Annotated in this window: 20 protein-coding genes and 1 pseudogene; 6 read left to right on the top strand and 15 right to left on the bottom strand. The window is 54.5% G+C overall.

Annotated elements, in window-relative coordinates:
• Positions 1 to 19 precede the first annotated feature (19 nt).
• From ACZ5EH_RS14660 to ACZ5EH_RS14650, 3 genes and pseudogenes are all read right to left on the bottom strand, one after another.
• Positions 20 to 766, bottom strand: coding sequence for a superoxide dismutase (locus ACZ5EH_RS14660; protein ID WP_464274625.1), 747 nt, complete (start codon positions 764 to 766; stop codon positions 20 to 22).
• Positions 767 to 776: 10 nt separating this feature from the next.
• Positions 777 to 1,883, bottom strand: coding sequence for an AI-2E family transporter (locus ACZ5EH_RS14655; protein ID WP_464274624.1), 1,107 nt, complete (start codon positions 1,881 to 1,883; stop codon positions 777 to 779).
• A gap of 89 nt (positions 1,884 to 1,972) precedes the next feature.
• Positions 1,973 to 2,077, bottom strand: a pseudogene (locus tag ACZ5EH_RS14650) (desulfoferrodoxin FeS4 iron-binding domain-containing protein); the annotation flags it as partial.
• A 310-nt stretch (positions 2,078 to 2,387) separates the two neighbouring features.
• Between ACZ5EH_RS14650 and ACZ5EH_RS14645 the strand changes: the two are divergent.
• Both ACZ5EH_RS14645 and ACZ5EH_RS14640 read left to right on the top strand, forming a co-directional pair.
• Positions 2,388 to 2,642 (top strand): hypothetical protein, encoded by a 255-nt coding sequence (locus ACZ5EH_RS14645; protein WP_464274623.1) that lies wholly within the window; start codon positions 2,388 to 2,390, stop codon positions 2,640 to 2,642.
• 99 nt (positions 2,643 to 2,741) lie between these two features.
• Positions 2,742 to 3,131, top strand: coding sequence for a DUF3568 family protein (locus ACZ5EH_RS14640; RefSeq protein ID WP_464274622.1), 390 nt, complete (start codon positions 2,742 to 2,744; stop codon positions 3,129 to 3,131).
• A 174-nt stretch (positions 3,132 to 3,305) separates the two neighbouring features.
• Here ACZ5EH_RS14640 and ACZ5EH_RS14635 read toward each other — a convergent pair whose 3' ends face one another.
• The 3 genes from ACZ5EH_RS14635 to ACZ5EH_RS14625 form a co-directional block, all read right to left on the bottom strand.
• On the bottom strand, positions 3,306 to 3,650 hold the full coding sequence (locus tag ACZ5EH_RS14635) for an ACT domain-containing protein (protein WP_464274621.1): 345 nt from the start codon (positions 3,648 to 3,650) through the stop codon (positions 3,306 to 3,308).
• Positions 3,631 to 5,328 carry an acetolactate synthase large subunit gene (gene ilvB, locus ACZ5EH_RS14630; protein ID WP_464274620.1) on the bottom strand — a complete coding sequence of 566 codons (1,698 nt, stop codon included), beginning with the start codon at positions 5,326 to 5,328 and terminating at the stop codon, positions 3,631 to 3,633. The genes ACZ5EH_RS14635 and ilvB overlap by 20 nt, the downstream gene beginning before the upstream one ends.
• 141 nt (positions 5,329 to 5,469) lie before the next feature.
• Positions 5,470 to 5,592, bottom strand: coding sequence for a hypothetical protein (locus ACZ5EH_RS14625; protein ID WP_464274619.1), 123 nt, complete (start codon positions 5,590 to 5,592; stop codon positions 5,470 to 5,472).
• Positions 5,593 to 5,873: 281 nt separating this feature from the next.
• Here ACZ5EH_RS14625 and ACZ5EH_RS14620 point away from each other — a divergent pair, with 281 nt between their 5' ends.
• A complete protein-coding gene (locus ACZ5EH_RS14620) occupies positions 5,874 to 6,461 on the top strand; it encodes a hypothetical protein (RefSeq protein WP_464274618.1) in 588 nt (195 codons plus the stop codon).
• A gap of 12 nt (positions 6,462 to 6,473) precedes the next feature.
• Here ACZ5EH_RS14620 and ACZ5EH_RS14615 read toward each other — a convergent pair whose 3' ends face one another.
• From ACZ5EH_RS14615 to ACZ5EH_RS14605, 3 genes are all read right to left on the bottom strand, one after another.
• Positions 6,474 to 7,511, bottom strand: a complete 1,038-nt coding sequence (locus ACZ5EH_RS14615; RefSeq protein WP_464274617.1) for a potassium channel family protein — start codon at positions 7,509 to 7,511, stop codon at positions 6,474 to 6,476.
• A 13-nt stretch (positions 7,512 to 7,524) separates the two neighbouring features.
• A complete protein-coding gene (uvrB, locus tag ACZ5EH_RS14610) occupies positions 7,525 to 9,543 on the bottom strand; it encodes an excinuclease ABC subunit UvrB (protein ID WP_464274616.1) in 2,019 nt (672 codons plus the stop codon).
• 141 nt (positions 9,544 to 9,684) lie between these two features.
• Positions 9,685 to 10,242 (bottom strand): FxsA family protein, encoded by a 558-nt coding sequence (locus tag ACZ5EH_RS14605; RefSeq protein WP_464274615.1) that lies wholly within the window; start codon positions 10,240 to 10,242, stop codon positions 9,685 to 9,687.
• A gap of 240 nt (positions 10,243 to 10,482) precedes the next feature.
• Between ACZ5EH_RS14605 and ACZ5EH_RS14600 the strand changes: the two genes are divergently transcribed.
• Positions 10,483 to 10,965, top strand: a complete 483-nt coding sequence (locus ACZ5EH_RS14600; RefSeq protein ID WP_464274614.1) for a hypothetical protein — start codon at positions 10,483 to 10,485, stop codon at positions 10,963 to 10,965.
• Between the two features lie 9 nt (positions 10,966 to 10,974).
• Here ACZ5EH_RS14600 and aat read toward each other — a convergent pair whose 3' ends face one another.
• The 4 genes from aat to ACZ5EH_RS14580 all read right to left on the bottom strand — a co-directional run bounded on the left by aat (position 10,975) and on the right by ACZ5EH_RS14580 (position 15,201).
• Positions 10,975 to 11,694, bottom strand: a complete 720-nt coding sequence (gene aat / locus ACZ5EH_RS14595; RefSeq protein ID WP_464274613.1) for a leucyl/phenylalanyl-tRNA--protein transferase — start codon at positions 11,692 to 11,694, stop codon at positions 10,975 to 10,977.
• 41 nt (positions 11,695 to 11,735) lie between these two features.
• Positions 11,736 to 14,102 (bottom strand): ATP-dependent Clp protease ATP-binding subunit ClpA, encoded by a 2,367-nt coding sequence (gene clpA / locus ACZ5EH_RS14590; protein WP_464274612.1) that lies wholly within the window; start codon positions 14,100 to 14,102, stop codon positions 11,736 to 11,738.
• The gene (locus ACZ5EH_RS14585) at positions 14,103 to 14,417 is read right to left on the bottom strand and encodes an ATP-dependent Clp protease adaptor ClpS (protein ID WP_464274611.1); all 315 of its coding nucleotides are present in this window, start codon (positions 14,415 to 14,417) and stop codon (positions 14,103 to 14,105) included.
• 166 nt (positions 14,418 to 14,583) lie between these two features.
• The gene (locus tag ACZ5EH_RS14580) at positions 14,584 to 15,201 is read right to left on the bottom strand and encodes a class IV adenylate cyclase (protein ID WP_464274610.1); all 618 of its coding nucleotides are present in this window, start codon (positions 15,199 to 15,201) and stop codon (positions 14,584 to 14,586) included.
• A 106-nt stretch (positions 15,202 to 15,307) separates the two neighbouring features.
• Here ACZ5EH_RS14580 and crcB point away from each other — a divergent pair, with 106 nt between their 5' ends.
• A complete protein-coding gene (gene crcB, locus ACZ5EH_RS14575; RefSeq protein WP_464274609.1) occupies positions 15,308 to 15,676 on the top strand; it encodes a fluoride efflux transporter CrcB in 369 nt (122 codons plus the stop codon).
• A 26-nt stretch (positions 15,677 to 15,702) separates the two neighbouring features.
• Entirely contained in the window at positions 15,703 to 16,050 is a 348-nt protein-coding gene (locus ACZ5EH_RS14570; RefSeq protein ID WP_464274608.1) for a DUF190 domain-containing protein, read from the top strand.
• On the opposite strand, the gene ACZ5EH_RS14565 is transcribed toward ACZ5EH_RS14570, so the two are convergent.
• The gene (locus tag ACZ5EH_RS14565) at positions 16,051 to 17,118 is read right to left on the bottom strand and encodes a protein-glutamate methylesterase/protein-glutamine glutaminase (protein ID WP_464274607.1); all 1,068 of its coding nucleotides are present in this window, start codon (positions 17,116 to 17,118) and stop codon (positions 16,051 to 16,053) included.
• A 123-nt stretch (positions 17,119 to 17,241) separates the two neighbouring features.
• Positions 17,242 to 19,359 (bottom strand): chemotaxis protein CheA, encoded by a 2,118-nt coding sequence (locus ACZ5EH_RS14560; RefSeq protein ID WP_464274606.1) that lies wholly within the window; start codon positions 19,357 to 19,359, stop codon positions 17,242 to 17,244.
• Positions 19,360 to 19,401 lie beyond the last annotated feature (42 nt).

The raw sequence follows: 19,401 nt of genomic DNA, 5'->3' as shown, positions 1-19,401 counted from the left end.
CGACTTACGTTATACGACATCAGGCCTTTTCAAAGTTCTGCATGGCGAATTCCCAGTTGGCCAGATTCTGCAGCACAGCCTTTACGTAGTCCCCGCGCTTGTTTTGATAATCCAGATAATAGGCGTGTTCCCACACGTCCACGCACAGAAGCGGGGTAAGGCCCATGGCTATGGGTGTTTCAGCGTTGGGGGTGTTTATACAGGTGAGTTTTCCATCCTGAAGGACCAGCCATGCCCAGCCGCTGCCGAACTGCCCGGTTGCCTTGCCGGCCAGGGCTTCTTCCATTGCCTGTACACTGCCGAAATCTTCTACCACCTTATCAAGCAACTTGCCTTCGAGCTTGCTGCCCCCTGGCGTCATGGAATTCCAGTAAAAGGTATGGTTCCAGACCTGAGCCGCGTTGTTGAAAAGCCCCTTCATTTCCGGATCCTGCGCGGCGTCCTTGATGATGGTCTCAAGGGGCTTGCCCTCCAGGCTGGTGCCTTTTAGTCCTGCATTGGTCTTTTTCACATAGCCTGCGTGGTGCTTGCCATAGTGAAAGCTCAAGGTTCTGGCAGAAATATAAGGCTCCAGCGCATCTTCGGCATAAGGCAGTGGCGGCAATTCAATCATGTTTGCAGCGCGGGCGCTTGTGCTCCAGACAAGAGGTCCTGCCGCAAGCAAAGCACTCCCCGCCAGGGCAGCACCAAGAAATTGCCTCCGGTCCATACCATTATCTTTCTTGTCCGCAGCAACACCGATCAAATCCACTTTGTTCTCGCTCACAAGAAACCTCCTATGTTGTGCTATTTTCGGCTGTTTCAGCGCGTTTTGCGCCAGCCTCTTCCAGGTACTCGTCCTTGAAACTTTCGAGCATCACTGTCAGCAGGCCAAAAACAAGAGGTCCATAAACCAGTCCGGGCAATCCAAAATAGAGAACCCCACCGACTATGGCCAAAAATAAAAAAAGCGGTGACATCTTCGCCTCTTTCGGCATCAGAAAAGGGCGTACGTAATTATCAATGGGCCCCACCATGATCAGACCCCACCCTGTTAACAGCAACGCGTACCAGAACTCGCCGTTCAACAATGTCAGGGCTATAAGCGGTATGAAGACAAGCCCAGTTCCCAGAATGGGTATGAATGAGCACACCCCGGCGACCGCTCCCCACAAAAAAGGAGAATACCCCACAATCCAGAATCCAAGTCCGGCCATGGCGCCCTGTAGAAAAGCAGTGAACAGGCTGCCGATGAAAACCGCATGAAACATGCCCCTGGCGCGTTTTAACAGGTCTTCCGTCTGGTCACTATGCAGCGGGAGCAACTCCTGAAAACGTTTGTGCATTCTCTGGCCGTCAAGCAAAAGAAAAAACAGGACAAACAGCATTACAGGAAAACGCGTCACCACAAGCGTGGCGTTACCCAGGGCATTTGCGCCCTTTTGCAACAGCGCCCCCGCCAATCCCTGAAATTGCTCGAACAACTTCTCACGTGTTTCCGGCCATGTGGTATCAAGTCGCCAAAGCTGATTTTTCGCCCATTGTTTCGCGTTCTGCACTTCTTCGCTGTTTTCCATCTCTTGCCATTGATCGTTTTCCAGCCATGTATCCAGTTGCTGTACGGTATCCACACCTTCCTGGACAACTGCCAGCCCCAGCATGGATATAGGCATGATTATCACGACGGTGACGATTGCTGTCATGAGCATGGCAGCCAGCGTTTTGCGCCCTCCAAGCACCTGTATAAACCGCTGTTGCACAGGAGAAACAAGCGACGCCAGCAGGATAGAGAAAAAAATTGCATGAACGAACGGCTGCAGCATGAAGAAAGCCAGCACCAGTAAAAGCACCAGCACAAAGCCAAAAAACAGGTGATATACCCAATTGTTGCGTGACGTGGTCATTGTTGGTCTGTCCGCAGAAGCTCAAGTACTTTATGTGGGCTTTTTGCGGCCGGGAACGTGTTCCCGGCCGCCAGCAACAGCTAGACTTCTTTCATTGGTTCGCCACAGCAGACCAGTTCGCCGCCGCCATCTTCAACCATCTCAACAACATTCCCACAAATTTCGCATTTGTACTTCTTGCCTTCGTTACCCATGGTTGCCTCCTCGGTTTTGTTTTCCGGCTGTATCAGCCGAATATGGGTTTTGCTAAAAACACGCTTTCCTTGCGCGTACCAAAAGATTTTCAATTATGGAGAATACACCGCCCCCTGAAAAAAAACAGCTCTTTTCGAGGGGAATCATCGGGGTATCATCGGGGAGTCTCTATTTCCCCAAAACTCCCCCGAAAAGCCCCCTTCCTTTTAGAAAAAACCGTTTCTATTTATTATAACAGGTTCTATCCTAATAAATCCTGATAAACATATAAATGTGGCATAAAGCCACTTACATAAAAAGGAGCACACAATGCATGAAGGCATAACGCACAGTGAAGGGAAGATGTTGCGACCAATGGTGAAATTCGCACTGGACATGCTCAGGCTTTATGACGATTCACACTTCATCACAGACAAGAAATACGCCTACAATGCTTTCGCGGAACACTTCTCAGGCATCATGCAACATGAAGGCGTAGACGTTGAAGGGAAAAAGCTAAAAGAGTTGATCAAAGAATACGGAGATGACACCTTTGCTGATTATCTTTCTGAATATTTAGACTAATGTTGACTATTGCCTAAAGAACAGATGGAACGTTTCTGCTCCATCACTTGAAAGACGCAGCATTATTGCTCCACCTCAAGAACAGAGGAGTATGGAATTATGTATACCACCAAGCGACTTCTTTTCGGACTTGCTGCACTATTGATGACCGTGAGTCTCATGGGTTGCGCCGCCGTGGTAGTCGGGGGCGCTGCCGCCACTGCTGCATACGTATATGAAAACGGGTGGCTCGAAAGAAACTATCAGGCAAATCTGGACCAATCCTATGCCGCGTCCAAACTGGCGCTGCAGGACCTGGGCATAACCCTTACGGAAGAAACCAAAAGCATAGCGGACGCAGAACTGAAAGGCGACTACAATGGGCAGAAGGTCTGGGTTGACCTGGAAGAAATAGCGCCAACCACGACGACCATTGGCGTTCGCGTCTCTGCGCTTGGCGACAGGGCCGCTTCAGAGAAAATCCATGAAGCCCTGGACCGTCGCTTATAGAAGCGATGAGGCGCAACGCAACTCCCGCCAGATGGCAAGCGCAAAACAACGCAATACGCTATTGGCGGGCACCACGCACAGTGCCCCCCTGTATGGCTAAAAGCAGACGGAGATATACCTGCCTTCACACACGGGAAGGGAGCCTGCCACTCCCTTCCCGTATTGCGTTGTACATCAGGCTGCGGCCTCGCGAGATGCACGGACGGCAAATACTTCTTTAAGCGCAGAAAAATGTTCCGGGCTTACCCCTTCCTGCCTGACCTCAAATACGTCTTCAAGTTTTCCAAGTTGTTTGAGCACTTGATCCAAATCTTGCTGCGCCCCGACAAGCAACCAGATAAGGCTTGTTGCGCCGCCCTGTTCCGGCATGCACAGAATGGCCTCAAGGTTGTAAGCTCTGCGCGCGAACAAGCCGCAAACGTGAGACATAACGCCAGGATGATTTCGCACGCGGAGCGTCAAAACGGTGCACCCCTGAGGATGTGTATCGCAAATATCATTATGCAGTTGCGCAGGCATTCTCATACCCTCCAATCATTTCACTGTTTGCGGCGCCTGGAGGCACCATGGGAAGCACACGTTCGTCCTGACTGATGGGCGCCCGTAACAGACAAGGTCCATCATGGCTGAGAGCCTGGCGCAACATCTCCATAGGGGCGCTCCCGTCTCCCAGATCATAAGCTTGCAGACCAAAACCACGGGCTATTGCGGCAAAATCAACCTGGTGAGAATAGGATGAGGCGACATAGCGTTTCTCACAAAAGAAATCCTGCTGCTGTCGCACCAGCCCCAGAGCACTGTTATCGTAAAGCACGATGGTCAGATTCACGCCCTGCTCAGCTGCTGTGGCAAGCTCTTGAATATTCATCATCACGCTGCCATCGCCACTGAAACAGACAACCTTGCGCTCCGGATGGGCAAGGGCAGCGCCTATGGCGGCCGGCAGGCCGAATCCCATTGTGCCCAACCCCCCTGAGGTCAGCCATTGGCGGGGCGCTTTGTGCGGAAAGGCCTGGGCCGTCCACATCTGATGCTGCCCAACATCGGTGGCGATGATGGCGTCTTCCGGCAAAAAAGATGACACGGCACGGATCAAGCCATAGGGAGTGCGTGGATCTTCGACTCCAGGCATCTGCAAGCCGTAATCACTCTTGAGCGCTTTTGCTCTGGAAAGCCATTCGGCTCTCTTTTTTGGGCGAACATGGGGCATCATGGATTGCAGCACTTGAGCCACATCGCCGGTGATTCCCACATGCGCCTGTTTCAGCTTGTCCAGTTCTGCGGGGTCGATATCCACATGAACGACCGCTGCGTTGGGGCAGAACTGAGCCACCTTGCCGGTTGCCCTGTCGTCGAAACGAACGCCAGCGGCAAAGATGAGGTCAGCTTCTTCCAGCAACATGTTGGTCCCCATTGCCGCGTGCATACCCAGCATGCCCAGGTGCATGGGGTGTTCCGCCGGGACAGCGCCCAACCCCATCAGGCTGGAGACCATGGGCATGGAAGCCTTCTCAGCAAACTCCCTGGCCAGCTGGCATGCGCCATTATCTGCCGCTGCAACAACACCTCCGCCAAGATACAAAATAGGGCGCTCGGCATCTTCCAGCAGCATGGCGGCGCGCAAGATATCAGCCATGTCAGCTTCAGGCGCCTCTTCTGGGCCGGTGGTCTGGGGCCATTTTGGAAAATTCATACTCTGGGTCTGCACGTCCCTGGGTACATCGATAAGCACAGGACCGGGGCGTCCCGAGGTGGCGATACGGAAGGCCTCTGGAATGATCCAGAGCAGTTCGAGTGCGTCGCGAACAAGGAAATTGTGTTTGGTGATGGGAATGCTCAACCCGTAGGTATCCACTTCCTGAAAAGCATCGGTGCCCATCAGGCCGGTGGGCGTCTGCCCTGTAATGCAAATGACAGGCACAGAGTCGAGCTTTGCGTCTGCAATGGCGGTGAGAGTGTTGGTGGCTCCAGGCCCTGAGGTGGCAAAGAAGACGGCAGGCTTTCCTGTGGAGCGCGCCATACCCTGCGCAATGAAGCCGGCGCCCTGCTCGTGCCGGGTAAGGACATGGCGGATATCGCTCTGTCCGAGTGCGTCGTAGAGGGGGAGGTTGGCGCCACCAGGAATGCCAGCCACAATGCCGATCCCCTGTCGCTCCAAGAGGTGGATAATACATTCCGCACCGTTACAAGTAATCATTCTCCGACTCCTTCTGGTTGAAGGTTGCCCCTGGAGGTTGGGGGCCGCCTCGGCCAGGGAGTCACTTTGCAACAAAAAATCCCCTGCCGGCGGCCTTGCGCCGGCAGGGGGTGGTGTTCACCTGGAAAAAATCCGTACCCGCTAGCGCATGGCCTCCATAACGCCTACTACGACGACGTTTACTACGACACCGACGACGACCGCGGATACGGATAGCATGCTCAATGAGCGGGGAGCGATGCTGGAGGCGGTGTGTCTGTTCATGTCGTGGCCTTAACGGGTCTTTTCTTAACGAATTTTTTGTTGCAGTTCGGTATTACGAACCTGTTGTAAGTTCTCTATCCGCCCCTTTGAGAGAATGTCAAGCACAGAATGTATTTTTCTCTGCTTATACTGCCATACTGCTGCGGGCGTCTTGCATATCTAGAGATTTTCTGTATATGGTCTGGAAGGTTTTCTGATGGGATGTTGCCTGGGCAGGGCCGGGCAACAGGAAAGCCGATGACCTGCCGGTCTCATACGACCGCAAACAAGGGGGGTCGAGCATGGCGCGCCAGACAAGAGGCACACTGACCATCACCTCCGTCAGGGATGAAAAGGCCCGCATGGAGGCGGCACGGATGCTTGCCGAAGCAGAAGGCCGCAAGGCCGAAGCCGTGGCCGCACGTCTTGCCACCCTGCCCTATGAATTGGGGCATAATATCAATGAAGAAGACGCCTCAGACATTATTCTCTTCTTACGCACCATAGGCGTTACTGCCCGCTTTTCTCCACAGATGGACAAGAAGCTGGAAAAACAGGCGAAAAAGCCTGCGCCCAGCCTACGCCAAGCAGATGCCAGCGACAGGCTGGATGTCAGTGGTATCGATTTCACGCCTGGCAAATCCTCGCCAAAGGCTCCCCCACGAAAGAAAACCTCTCCCCAAAAAAGGGCTACGCCGCCCTCCTCCTCAGGAAGTGCAAACATTGATTTTCGGGTCGGTAAAAAGGCTCCGAAAGTCCAAAAATCCAAGGGAAGCAGAAGCTCAAGCGCTTTGGAAATCCTGCTTGTGCCGGTATTGCTGTTTCTTCTGGCTACCGCGCTTTGGGCCTACATCGCATTTATTAATCCCACGATGTTGGTTGCAGGCTGAGGCTGGCTCCACTTAAAGAATCTTCTGCATCTGTTCGAGACTTTCCTGCTTGCCAATGGCGAGCAGAGTGTCGCCCGCTTGGATGATCGCCTGGGCGGAGGGGTTGAATTGCATACTTCCATCGGGCTTTTTGATCGCTACGATAATGAGATTAAACCGGGGGCGTATCTGCGATTCAATGAGGTCCTTGCCCACGAGCTCTGAGCCTTCAGAAATATTCAACTCTTCCATCTGCAGATCAATGCCCCCGCGAACCGCGAGCTCCATGAAGGAAATCACCGTGGGGCGCAGTACACTTTGAGCCATGCGTACGCCCCCTATGGTATGCGGCAGGACAACTCGGTCCGCGCCGGCCAGCTCCAACCGGTGGATATGCTGCTCACTGTCAGAGCGGGAAATGATCATCAGGTTGGGGTTCAACTGCCGCGCAGTAAGCACCACATAGACGTTGGCGGCCTCCTGTGTCAGCGCGGTAATGAGCGAACTGGCTTTTTTCAAGCCAGCGGCCAACAGAATATCATCTTCTGTGGCATTGCCCGCCACATATAATATGTTGTCTTCTTCAAGTTTAGCTATCGTTTCGGGATCATTTTCGATGACCACGATGGGCAGGCCTTCTCTCTTGATCTCACGGGCTACGATGGAGCCGATGCGGCCATATCCGCAGACGATAAAGTGGCCCTGGAGCTTTTCTATGGTCCGCTGCATTCTGTGTCTCCCCAGCATTTTTTGTAGACGCCCTTCCATGAGAACCTGCGCCGTGGTACCGGCAATAAAGGCAAAGCTGCCCACTCCGACAAATATGAGTCCACTGGTGAACAAGCGCCCCATTCTGGAAAGCTCGTGCACTTCCTGGAACCCCACAGTGGAGAGGGTGATGACGGTCATGTAGAAGCTGTCCCAGAAATCCCAGCCTTCCAGGCGCATGTAGCCAAAGGACGCAAGGATAAGAATGAGCAGGATACCAAACAGCCCACTGAACAGGGGCAGCAGGGATCCGTAGCGCGAATGCAGGCTCTTCTTGCGACGAGTCGGGAGCTTTATCTGCATTGATTCCAATGCCTCAGGCGGCTTTCAAAAGACGTTCACGCAACAAGGCTATCTTGTCGCGCAGGGCTGCTGCCCGTTCAAATTCGAGTTCCTTGGCGGCCTCGCGCATCTGCCGTTCGAGCTGCTTGATCTCCTTGGCCAGCGCCTTGGGATCGACCGGCGCATCCCCATAAGGGGCGGCATCCTCGGCAAACGCCGTGGCTTTATGTTCCGCGGTCTTTGTTTGCGCGTAAATGCTCTCCAGAATATTGTCCATCTTCTTTTTAACGGTGGTGGGCGTTATACCATGCTCTTCATTGTGGCGTATCTGGATTTCACGGCGCCGCATGGTTTCTTCCATGGCTTCCTGCATGGAGGGCGTCACCCTATCGGCATACATAACCACCGTACTGCCCACGTTGCGCGCAGCGCGGCCAAAGGTTTGAATAAGCGACCGTGTGGACCGCAAAAAACCTTCCTTGTCGGCATCCAGGATGGCGACAAGTGAGACTTCGGGAATATCCAACCCTTCACGCAGCAGGTTGATGCCTATGAGAGAATAGAATTCCCCCGCACGCAGGGCCTGCACAATTGCCACCCGCTCAAGGGTATCAATGTCAGAATGCAGGTAACGGGCTTTATGCCCCATATTGTTGAAGTATTCCGTCAAGTCCTCGGACATGCGCTTGGTCAACGTGGTTATCAGTACCCGCTCATCGCGCCCCTCGCGGGCTTTGCACTCGGCCAGCAGATCCTCCACCTGCCCTTTTGTGGGGCGCACTTCCACCACGGGATCGATAAGGCCTGTGGGGCGGATGATCTGCTCCACAACCAGCCCCTGTGATTGTTCCAACTCCCAGGGGCCCGGCGTGGCGGAAACATAAACGGTCTGGTTGATGCGCTCGAGAAATTCCTTGAAGGCCAAAGGTCGGTTGTCCAAAGCCGAAGGCAGTCGGAAACCGAAATCAACAAGGGTGCGCTTCCGGGACTGGTCGCCATTGTACATCCCGTTCACCTGCGGAATGGTGATATGGGACTCGTCCGCAAAAAGCAGGAAATCTCTTGGGAAATAATCCAACAGGCAGGCGGGGGGCTCTCCCGCCTTGCGGTTGTCCAGATGGCGTGAATAGTTTTCAATTCCGTTGCAGTACCCCATTTCCTCGATCATCTCGAGATCCATCATGGTGCGCTGCTCAAGCCGTTGCGCCTCCACCAGCTTGTTTTCCGCCTTGAGAAAACGCAAGCGTTCGCCAAGCTCGTCGCGAATATCGCTGACGGCGCGGTTCAGGTTGTCCCGATCAGAAACATAGTGGCTGGCGGGATAGATCACCGTCTTGGAGATGCTTCCCAACACCTCCCCGGTTAGTGGGTCCACATCGTGGATGGCCTCGAGTTCGTCGCCAAAAAATTCCAGTCTGAGTGCGCGCTCATGATGATAGGCGGGGATGATTTCCAGCACATCGCCACGGACACGGAAGGTGCCGCGGTGGAAGTCGTAATCGTTCCGCTCGTACTGCACCTCGATGAGCTTGGCGATGAGCTTTTCGCTTTCCAGACGTTGCCCCACTTCGATGGGAATGACCATCTTGGCGTAATATTCTGGCGAACCCAAACCATAGATGCAAGAAACCGAGGCCACGATGACCACGTCGCGCCGCGTGAGCAGCGCATGGGTAGCCGCGTGGCGCAGCTTGTCTATATTGTCGTTGATGGCCGAGTCTTTCTCGATATACGTGTCAGACTGCGGAATGTAGGCTTCTGGCTGGTAGTAGTCGTAATAACTTACAAAGTACTCCACTGCGTTGTTGGGCATCAGGTCCCGAAATTCATTGTAAAGCTGTGCAGCCAACGTTTTATTGGGCGCAAGAATCAAGGCAGGGCGCTGTGTGGCCGCGATGGTGTGGGCCATGGTGAATGTCTTGCCAGACCCCGTAACGCCCAAAAGCACCTGATCGCGAACGCCCCCCTCTATATTGGCGGCAAGCTCGCTAATCGCCTGGGGCTGATCCCCAGTGGGCGAATATTCGCTGACAATTTCGAATTTATTACTCATGCATGCTCCGGCGTTGTATAAGGAGCGAGGAAAAGAACACGCCCTTCCCTCGCTCCGTGCCGTAACATAACACGTGTGGTGAAAAAGAGAAACGTCAGACTAAGGGCTTATATGTCCTTGTCTCAGGCAAATGGAAGAATATTACCCAAGAACCACCCGGGGAGAGGTCTGCTGTTGCAGCCATTCCGCAAGAGGTTCGCGGAGCCCAGGCAGCATGGCCATGACGCCAATGAGGGTGGTGAGAGGATCCGGCAGGAGCAGAAGCACCCCGCAAAAGACTGTGAGCCCGCGGCGAATGGCCACCAGAGGCACATTGCGCCCCATGTGTAAACCATCGATACAGGCGGCCAGGGTTGCAAAGGGGCGGGGCCCCTGACGCAAAAGTACGGTGGTCCCTGCTAGGGCGCTCACTCCCATGCCGAGGAGAGTGGGCACGGGTCCGGCCAGGGCGACGCACAGCGTCAACGCTACCAGAGGGGCCAGAGCGACCGCCAGCAGCAATAGAGGAGCGCAGGGGCGCACGGCGTCCAAGACCCGAGCCAGGCGCATAACAGGACTCAAAAATTTTCGCCCCAATGGCTGTACGCTGACGGGTGTGGAGAGCATGCGCTCCGCTTCGCCCTTAGGAGGCCGTAAACACACCTCCGCCATATCTTTCAATAACCAATGGATTTCGTCCTGGCTCAATCCTGTGTCCATGGGCTTCTCCCGTTTTTTTCGTGGTTTGCTCATGCCGCAATACCTTACCCGCAACCGGGCCTCATGCTGGGGCAGTGGCAGGTTTTTCCCATCACTGCCTGTTGTTCAGGAGTTTGCACGAAAGATGCCAGAGAGTGCGTCTTAAGGTTTGGGCGCGCAGTCAAGGCTCCAGGGCTTCCCTTGCAGAGCAGAATCGCTTACTGTTCCGGCGAACAAAAAACAACGCATCCGGAGGATTCCGTGGAACGCAACATTATGACAGCCCAGACCCCGCAACTGGCGGACCGGGTCTACGCCATTTCCATTACGATCAAAAGTTTCAAGGGCCGTCGCGACGTGGAAGTCCATCTCTTTCGCCCCGACTATGATTTGGCTGAAGCCGATAATTACAATTGGGACAAGCTGTTGGGCGATCCGTTGCACCCTGAACTGCCGGTGGACATTGAAAAAAGCAAATGTATTCTTCTGGAATCTTTTACTGAAGAAGAGCGCGACCAGATTGTGGACTATCTGGACAGAAGGTATATCGACCGCCTCTCCGCCCTTAATTCAGGACCGCTGGATCTGCCTATTCCCCTGGGCCTGCCTCCCCTTTCCTCCATTCCAGGAGGCAAAACCATCGGCTTTATCCACTTTGAACAGGTCCCCAACTTCGACCTGCCCTTCAAGGTGCATGGGTTCTACGACCTGGCCCAACACAAGCCGTTGGTGGAAGGCGAGTAAAGAGCAATCTTAAGCAGGGCTCTCCCCCGGAGAAAACTGCCGCCATGAACCTGCCCTCCCTTGCCGGGGGGCGGGTTCCATTATTGCCTCCTCCAACCTTTCCAGAAAGTCTGCCCTGGGCCATTCCGTAGCACCAAAGCGTTGCATGTGCGGTGTTGTCTGCTGGCAATCGATGAGGGAGAACCCCCATTGATGCAGCAGCCCTACCAGGGTTGCAAAGGCAACTTTGGAAGCGTTGGGCTCTATGAAAAACATGGATTCGCCGAAAAAGGCCCTGCCCAGGGCAACACCGTAAAGCCCCCCAGCCAGTTCTCCATCCACCCAGGTTTCCACGGAATGGGCGAATCCAGCATGATGCAGGGCGATATACGCCTGCACCATTTCTTCCAAAATCCATGTCCCATCCCCTTGTGGGCGAGGCACTGAAGCGCAAAAGCGCATCACTCGTTCAAACGCGGTATCAAAGGTAACCTGAAAGCGCCCTTGTCTGAGGATTCGGGCCAGGCGTTTCGGTATGTGGATGTTGCCTGGCTCCAGCACCAGGCGGGGGTCTGGAGACCACCAGAGAATGGGGGTATCTTTGCTGTACCAGGGGAATATGCCCCTTGCGTAAGCAGCAATAAGCCGCGGGGGGGCAAGATCCCCCCCTACGGCGAGTAATCCGTCGCTATCGGCTTCCGCAGGATCAGGGAAGGCGATACATTCATGCGGCAAGTAGAAGATGGTCATGCCATCCCAATGCAGGCCCAAGGCCCGGGGCCGTCATGGCCTCAAGCTGTGGCTTCAGCCTTTTTTCTGCTGGACTTTTTGGACTTATCAGGTTTGGCGCTACCATCAGCAGTCTCGTATTCAAAGCGCAGTCCGCTTTCATCCTTGGGCAGTTCCACGTCCTCTTCAACGTCACTGTCGATAAGCACCTTGCCGCCTTTTTGCAGACAGCCGAAGAGCACTTCCTGGGCCAGCTTGTCTTTGAGCTCATCCTGAATGACCCTTGCCAGCGGGCGTGCACCAAACGTCGGGTCATAGCCCCGTCTGGCCAGATAGGCACGGGCCTTTTCGGAGAGTTCGAGGGTGACTTTCCTTTCTTTCATCTGCAGTTCAAGTTCCACAATAAACTTGTCTACGATGCGTTCCATGACCTCAAACTGCAAGGCCTTGAAGCCGACGATGCCATCGAGACGGTTGCGGAACTCTGGGCTGAACATGCGCTCCAGGGCTTCTCTGCCGCGGTGGCTCACATCAGACGCAGTGCCGCTGCCAAAGCCTATATGACCTGCGCTCATTTCACGGGCGCCGGCATTAGTAGTCATCAGGAGCACCACATGGCGGAAATCGGCGCGGCGGCCGGCATTGTCCGTCAGTGTCGCATAGTCCATGACCTGCAGCAGAATATTGAACAGGTCCGGGTGGGCCTTCTCGATTTCATCCAGCAAAAGCACCGTATAGGGATTCTTGCGGATGGAGTCGGTGAGAAGACCTCCCTGGTCGAAGCCGATGTAGCCAGGAGGCGCACCGATAAGCCTGGCCACAGCGTGCTTCTCCATGTATTCGCTCATGTCGAAGCGCAGAAACTGCACGCCCAGCGACTGGGCAAGCTGTCTCGCCAACTCGGTCTTACCCACGCCTGTGGGGCCATAGAGCAGAAAACTGCCTGTGGGGCGATCCGGGTGGCGCAAACCGGCACGCGAACGCATGATGGAACGCACAATGGTTTCCACAGCCTGATCCTGGCCGAACACCATGCTCTTGAGCTGGGGTTCCAGACTTTCGAGCAGATTCTTGTCCGAAGAAGACACGTTCTGCTCCGGAATCCGGGCCATGCGGGAAACAACACGTTCTATGTCTGCGGGCGTAATGGTTTTCTTCTTCTGCCCTTCGCCTTGCTTGAGCTTGAATACAGCGCCGGCTTCGTCGATGACGTCAATCGCCTTGTCAGGCAGGTAACGGTCATTGATATGCCGGGAAGACAGCTCGGCTGCTGCCTTGATGGCCGGCAGCGTATAGTGCACCTGGTGGTGCTCCTCATAGTACTGGCGCAAGCCTTTGAGGATGTCGACACACTCGTCAACGCTCGGCTCGGCAATTTCGACTTTCTGAAACCGGCGCGAAAGAGCGCGGTCTTTTTCAAAGTGGTTCTTGTATTCCTCAAAGGTGGTGGAGCCTATGCAGCGCACCGCACCGGAGGCCAAAACGGGCTTCAGGATGTTGGAGGCGTCCAACGTACCGCCGCTGGTGGCGCCGGCTCCGACAATGGTGTGGATTTCATCTATGAACAGGATGGCGTCCGGAACAGCCTGCAGTTCCGAGATGACTCCTTTCATGCGGACTTCAAAATCCCCCCTGTATTTGGTGCCCGCCAAAAGCGCGCCCATGTCCAACGCAAAAATCTTGGCGCTCTTGAACACTTCCGGGACTTCACCATTGGCAATACGCAAGGCCAGACCCTCAGCGAGGGCTGTTTTGCCCACTCCGGGATCCCCTACGAACAAGGGGTTATTTTTGCGCCGCCGCATGAGCACCTGGACCGTGCGTTCAAGCTCGGCGGTCCTGCCAATAAGCGGATCGATCATCCCTTCAGAGGCCTGGCGAACCAGGTCCACCGTGAATTGCTCAAGGGCCTTGTTGGAAGTCTTGGCGTCAGCCGGCTTGGCGCCCTGCTGCCTGCCGCGTTCCAAGGGATTCTGTTCCTCTGGCTTCCAATCCTCGTCCTTGGGCAATCCGTGGGAGATGTATTCGAGAATATCCAGCCGGGCTACGCCGTGGGACTTGAGAAAGTACACCGCGTAGGAGTCATCCTCGTCAAAAAGGGCAGCAAGGACGTCACCCACCTCTACCTTACTCTTGCCCGAGGACTGCATCTGCAGGATGGCGCGCTGCAATACGCGCTGCACACCCAGCGTCTGCACCACTTCACTGGAAGGAGCCCCGCTCATCACCTCCATGTGGTCCTGGAAAAAACGCTCCAGCTGCTGCTGCAGGCGTTCCACATCCACACCACAATGAGACAAAATATCACGCGCCTGCTCTTCGTTAACAAGAGCGTGTAGCAGGTGTTCCAGAGTAAGATATTCGTGATTGCGTGTGCGGACCGTACGCACCGCGGACGTAAGCACGTTTTCTAATCTTTTACTGAGCATTTACACCTCTTCCATGCTGCTTCGTAATGGGAACCCTTCTTTCCGGGCCATAGAATGCACAGTTGCGACCTTTGTCTCGGCCAATTCGGCAGAGTATATGCCGCAAACGCCGACTCCGTTCTCATGTACATTCATCATGATCTGCGCTGCTTCGGGTTCGCTTTTGTTGAAAACCGCCCGTAATACACGGATCACGAAATCCATGGTCGTATAGTCGTCGTTGTGCAATAGAACCTTGAACTGTCGGGGCTCCTGTAGTTCTTCATCCAATCCGATTTCAGGTTCGAATTCAGGTCTTTCGAAGCGCTTGGCCATGCTTGTCGTTCTCTCAAATTGTTTCTGTTGTAAAATCTAAGTACGCTTGGGTCTCTTGTCGAGTCCCTTTACTTTTCGGTTTCAGCAGGGGTGCCCTTCTCTAGCCCTTACTGTGGAAATTAGTGCATCCTGCCCACAAAATCAAGGTGATGCAGGTGCAACGCCGTCATTTTTCTTCCGCCCACCAGGGAGTGGGCACAGTATCCGGCGCAAATGCAAAGCTATCGTCATCAGGAAGATTGTTCGCGCGGCGGTATTCCTTGTTCAAAGCATGGTATGTCTTATCAGTACCCTGCGCCATATCCAGGCCGAGCCGCCCGGCGCAGGCCTCGATGGCGGCGGGGGAGCCTTCCAGTTCCACAACATCCCCGAAGGGGAGCCTGTCCAGACATACCGTACACGCCTCGAGCCGCCACTCCTCGCGGAGTTTTTCGTATACCAGGGTAACGCCGCATCCCAGAGCATGAAAGGCTTCCGCCAGCGCTGCGGCGTCGGTCACACGGGTTTCGGTCTCCTGCCAGACCTTGTACCTTTCCTTCTCATCGGCAGCAGCCGGAGGACGCTTGAGGGTCATCAAACCATCTGCGCTCTTATCACCAGGTTTTGACGCCATCTGTCGCAATCGGAGCAGAATGTTCTTGGCAAAAAGACTGCGGTCGGGGGTATCAAAAACACGATTGCTTTCAAAATGACCGCCAAGTCGCGACGCCCCTGCCTCTAATAGCTTGTCACGCAAGGCTTTCAGGTCTGCGTTGGTAAATTTGATCTCGATTTCCAATGCCATGGCTCTTATGATACCACAATCCCGCTTGTGAGAAAATGACGCGTATAACCACCCGCCGCCACGTCATTTCACTATTTTCAGGCGCGGGTAAAAAGGAGTCTGCAACGTGCAGAAACTGTTTTTTCTGGCTGTTGCCGGAGGAATTGGCGCTCTCAGCAGATACACTCTGGCCGGTCTGGTGCAACGATATTTCGGCAGCAGCTTTCCCCTTGGAACCTTTGTCGTCAATATCCTCGGCTGTTTCCTCTTCGGCCTGATCTGGAGCATTCTCGAAACACGTCTTGGCCCCCAGTACCGCGTGGTTGTGCTTACAGGCTTCATGGGCGCATTCACCACGTTTTCCACCTACGCTTTTGAAAGCGCGCAGCTATTGCAACACGGGCAATGGGGGTGGGCCATCGCCAATATGGCCGGACAAAACGTCCTTGGTCTGGCGTTGATGCTGGGCGGTCTCGCCCTGGGGCGCGCCCTGTAAGCTCTTAACAATGCAAGGAGTCAGCCATGCAACTACCTGATACTGTAGAATGTCTGCGCATATATACTGGAGAGAACGACAAGCACGGATCGCGCCCCGTGTATGAACTTGTTGTGGAAGAAGCCCGGCGCCAGGGACTGGCAGGCGCAACAGTGCTCAAGGGAGCCATGGGATTCGGTGCAAACAGCCTCGTGCACACGGCCAAGATACTGCGGCTTTCAGAGGACCTCCCCATTGTTGTGGAGATTGTGGACGCCAAGGAAAAGATCGATGCATTCCTGGAATACGTGAACAGCATCCTCAATGAGGGGCTAGTGACCCGGCAGACCGTGGACGTACACTTTTACCGCCACAACAACGGCGGCAAGGGGTGATTACGACCGGCAAAGCCTTACAACCGCTGGGGCAATACTCTCCAACGACATGACCTTGTGCACGCCCCCCAGCTTGATGGCTTCCTGAGGCATGCCAAAAACCACGCAGGAGGCTTCATCCTGGGCAATGGTATAGGCTCCGGCTTCGAACATTTCCTTCATGCCATTGGCGCCGTCATCTCCCATACCGGTCATGATAACACCCACGGCATTGCTCCCTGCATAGCGCGAGGCAGAGCGGAAAAGCACATCCACAGAAGGGCGATGTCTACGCACCAAGGGGCCTTCGCGCACCTCGACATAATAGCGCGCCCCACTGCGTTTGAGCAGCATGTGTTTATTACCAGGGGCGATGAGCGCCTGCCCCCTGAGCATGCCGTCTCCATCTGCAGCTTCTTTCACCGTGATCCGGCACAAGCCATTGAGCCGTTGCGAAAAGGCAGCCGTAAAATGTTCCGGCATGTGCTGCACAATGGCTATTGCAGGGCAGTCACGGGGCATGGCCTCCAAAAAGACACGAAGGGCTTCCGTGCCACCGGTTGAAGCGCCAACAACCGCGACTTTTTCAGTAGTTTGTATCATGGCTTTTGAAGAAGGGCCGGGCATGACGGCGTCCGCGGAAAGCGTAGGCTCCACACGCATTGTCTTGGCCGAGACTTTTTTCAGATGCGCCTTTGCTGCGGCCTTCACTGCGTCGCAAATCCGGATTTTGGATTCTTCCAGAAACTGCTTGGTGCCCACTTTCGGCTTTGTGATGATCTCGACAGCGCCGAATTCCAACGCTTTGAGCGTAGTTTCGGCACCAGTCTCCGTCAACGTGGAGCAAATGACCACAGGCAGCGGATGCTGGGTCATGAGCTTGCGCAAAAAGGTAATGCCATCCATACGCGGCATCTCAATATCCAGCGTAATCACATCCGGCACTACTTCCTCAAGCCTTTTGGCAGCGGCGTAGGGGTCGCTGGCAGTGCCAACGACCTCGATTGCTGGGTCCGAGGACAGGATTTCCCCAAGCGTCTGCCGCACCATGGCAGAATCGTCGACAATGAGTACCTTGATTTTGGCCATGTTGATCAGTTTGCTCCGTTTGCAAAGTATTGGCAATATTGCTCCATAATGCCACCCTTACGGAAAACTGGCAAACCTATTATAATGATGCTGGGAGAAAATGTCGTGATCTGAGAAGAAAGGTCAGCGCCCCTGACGTCCGGCAACAGACTGGATAAGTTGCGGGACATCCAGGATTAACGCCATTGTACCATCACCTTTGATGGTTGCGCCGGATATGCCCTGTACGTCTTTATACAATTTACCCAAACTCTTGATAACGGTTTGGTGCTCACCTATGACGTTATCTACCACAATGCCAACACGGTTGCCTGCAACTCTGACAACTACGATCTGTTCAATGGCAGGACTCTCTCCCGCCACTTCAAACCATTCACGCAACCGGATATAGGGTACAATTTCGCCACGAAGATTCACTATCTGCTCATTGGTGTCGCGCTGCTCACTGTTGATGAGTTCCACACATTCTTCCACCAATGTCAGCGGCATCACGTAATACTCATTTTCCACGACTATTTGCAGCCCATCGATGATGGCAAGTGTAAGAGGCAACTTAACAGTGATGGTGGTGCCTACCCCTTTTTCACTCTGAATGGAAACCGAGCCTCGTAACTCATCGATACTGCGCTTGACCACATCCATGCCCACACCTCTGCCCGAAACATTGGTGACTTTCTGGGCAGTGGAAAACCCGGGCATGAAAATCTGCATCAGGATTTCCTGCTTGCTGTAATCCTGCCCCGGCATGAGCAAACCGCGCTCGATGGCCTTGGACAACACGATATCCGGGTCTATCCCCTTGCCATCGTCGATGATCTGAATAACGACTTCGCCGCCAGAGTGTTCGGCAATGAGCTTTATGTGCCCCACGGGCTCCTTGCCGGCAGCCTGACGCTCGGCAGGTGTTTCCACACCGTGGTCTATGCTGTTGCGCAGCAAGTGCACCAGCGGATCATTGAGGCGCTCAATAACGGTCTTGTCCAATTCCGTTTCAGCGCCCTCAGTCTGCAGGTCGATTTCCTTGCCGAGGTCTGCGGACAGATCACGGACAAGTCGCCTGAACTTGCTGAACGTGGTGCCAATGGGAAGCATCCTGATGTTCAGGGTGGAGTCCCTGAGTTCGTCGCTCAATCGTTCCAGGTCTTCCGCCAGGGTGGTCAACTGCGTATCCTTGCGCTCGCTCACCATCTGGGTCAACTGCGCCTGGACAATGACAAGCTCGCCAACGAGATCCACCAGGTAGTCAAGCTTGTCAGCGGCAACGCGGATGCTGGAAACCTGCTGTTCAGGAGGCTTGCGCACCGTTGTGGAACGCTGCTCGCGTATCTGACGGACGGTACGTTGTTCTTCAAGGGCGGATTCGACCTTTTCCTGGCTCACAGCACCGGATTCCGCCAGCATGTTGCCGATGCGCTTGCGTTCAGCAAGCACGCGCTCCAGCTCTTCAGCACTGATGTCGCCGCGCTCGACTAATATTTCGCCAAGTTTTTTATAGTTTTCTTCCCCATCCAGGCCTTCACCCTGATCAACGGCGCTGACCTGCAGGTCGCATTCGTCTTCCACAAAAAGAAAAACATCATGCACTTCCTGCTCTGTTGCCGCGCATGAAAGCAGCACATCCCACCACGCGTAACAGGATTCAGGGTCCAGATCCTCAAGAACGGGTACATCTTCAAAATGGGGGAAGGCTTTCGCTGTGCCCATCTCATCCAGCTCGTCCAGCTGTAGCAAAGGGTTGTTGCCGAACTGAAAAAAATCCTCATGGGGGCGGAAGCGGATTCTCCAGGTAAGCTGCTCTGCTGCTTCTTCAGGTTCTTCGTCTTTTGCTGCTGCAGCAGCACCAGGACCTGCCACATCGGCAGGCAAAAGCGAACGCAACCCCTGGGTTATGTGCCGGGCTTTGTCTACATCAGGCGCTTCGCCGCTTTCGGAACACGCCAGTAAGTAAACGATATGGTCCCTGGATGACAGGGTGAGGTCGAGCAATTGGCGGGTGACCGCCATATGCCCATTGCGAACGTATTCGAATACACTTTCAACGTCATGGGTAAAAGCCGCGATATCGTCGAACCCGAACATGGACCCTGAGCCTTTGATGGTATGCATGGCTCTGAACACCCTGTCGATGAGGTCCTGATTGTCAGGCTGGTCCTCAAGCTCCAACAGGGCAGTTTCCAACTCGGTCAACAAATCATTGGCTTCTTCAAGAAAAGCCTGTCTGTTCATGTCCTCCTGGGACATGTTCAATCCCCCCCTTCCCTGCAGCCTTTCTTTCCGTAAACA

The sequence above is a fragment of the Desulfovibrio biadhensis genome, from assembly GCF_055388615.1.
Note: the sequence above shows the minus strand (reverse complement) of the source record. Positions and strands in the feature narration are given on the sequence as shown.